This is a genomic window from Microbacterium umsixpiens, assembly GCF_053543675.1.
Genome location: NZ_JBLVOH010000181.1, coordinates 1 through 1687, shown reverse-complemented (window position 1 = coordinate 1687; position 1687 = coordinate 1). Strand labels below are relative to the sequence as shown.

Annotated in this window: 2 protein-coding genes; one reads left to right on the top strand and one right to left on the bottom strand. The window is 68.1% G+C overall.

The genetic code is table 11. The features are described 5' to 3' along the window. On the bottom strand, window positions 1-747 hold a 747-nt coding region (locus ACNPM4_RS17035), incomplete at its 3' end, for an adenylosuccinate synthetase (protein WP_448986471.1). A gap of 185 nt (window positions 748-932) precedes the next feature. On the opposite strand from ACNPM4_RS17035, the gene ACNPM4_RS17030 reads away from it, so the two are divergent. Then, window positions 933-1687, top strand: a 755-nt coding sequence (locus tag ACNPM4_RS17030) for a DMT family transporter (protein WP_448986470.1), incomplete at its 3' end; no start/stop codon positions are given.

The window sequence follows — 1687 nt, the reverse complement described above, 5'->3', positions numbered from 1 at the left end:
GGTCGCCGCGCCTCCGGCGGGGGCCGAGGACGAGGTCACGAACGGGTAGGTGCCGTGGTCGATGTCGAGCATGGTGGCCTGGCCACCCTCGAAGACGACGACCTCGCCGCGGTCGAGCGCCTGGGCGATCAGGTAGCCGGTGTCGGCGACCATCGGCCGCAGCCGCTCGGCGTACGAGAGCAGGTCTTCGACGACCTCGTCGGCGGTGATCGCGCGACGGTTGAAGATCTTCACCAGCAGGTGGTTCTTCTGGTCGAGTGCGCCCTCGACCTTCTGGCGTAGGATGTTCTCGTCGAACAGGTCCTGCACGCGGATGCCGACGCGGTTGATCTTGTCGGCGTATGCCGGACCGATGCCGCGACCGGTCGTGCCGATCATGCGCTTGCCGAGGAAGCGCTCGGTGACCTTGTCGAGCGTGCGGTGGTACTGCGTGATGATGTGCGCGTTGGCGCTGACCTTGAGCCGCGACACATCGATGCCACGGGCGGAGAGCGCCTCGAGCTCGAAGAACAGCACCTCGAGGTCGACGACCACGCCGTTGCCGATCACGGGCGTCACGCCGGGAGAGAGGATGCCGGAGGGCAACAGGTGCAGGGCGTACTTCTCGTCGCCGACGACGACGGTGTGCCCGGCGTTGTTGCCGCCGTTGAACTTCACCACCCAGTCGGTGCGCTCACCGAGAAGATCGGTGGCCTTGCCCTTTCCTTCGTCGCCCCACTGCACGCCGACGATAACGATTCCTGGCATGGGTATCCCCCTGGCTTTCGCCGGGTTTGCACCGGCCGATGAGCTGGCCCTCTTCGGGCGGTCCCATCCTATCGAAGGGTTCCCCTACGCCCTTCCGGACGCCTCCTGCAGACCGGCGGGAAAGCGACGGCGGTTGGCACTCCGACGGCTCGCCCGATGTCGGATGCCCCTGCGAGGATCGGAGGATGTCACGAGCCACATCCGGCGACCCCGGGATCCGCACCGATACCGGAGCACCGAAGAAGCAGGGCGCGCTCGTGCTCATCGCCGCACTGGTCACCGTGGTGCTCTGGGCGTCCGCGTTCATCGGCATCCGCGGCGCAGGCCCGCACTACGACCCCGGAGCACTGGCGCTGCTGCGGATGGCGGTCGGCACCGTCGTGCTGACGATCATCGCGGTACGGCACGGCATCCGCATTCCCGCTCGTCGCCACTGGCTGCTCATCGCGGTGTGGGGCGTCGGCTGGTTCTGCGTCTACAACCTCGCCCTCAACAGCGCGGAACTCACACTCGACGCGGGCACCGCCGCGATGGTCGTCAACCTCGCACCCCTCATGGTCGTGGTCTTCAGCGGCCTGTTCCTGCGCGAGGGGTTTCCGAAGCCGCTCGTGATCGGGGCGCCGATCGCCTTCCTCGGCGTCGTGCTCATCGGCATGAACTCGTCGACGAGCGCGGGGCCAGACATCACCGGCTTGCTCCTCGCCCTCCTCGCCGCGGTCATGTACGCCGGGTGCACGCTCGTGCAGAAGCGCCTGCTCACCTCGGGCGTCGATCCGACGACCCTGACCTGGCTGGGGGCGGGCGTCGGCACCATCGCGCTGCTGCCCTGGATCGGGCCCCTCATCGGATCGCTCCAGACCGCCCCGCTGGATGCGACGCTGTGGGTCGTGTACCTCGGCATCTTCCCGACCGCGGTCGCCGTCACGCCCTGGGCGTACGT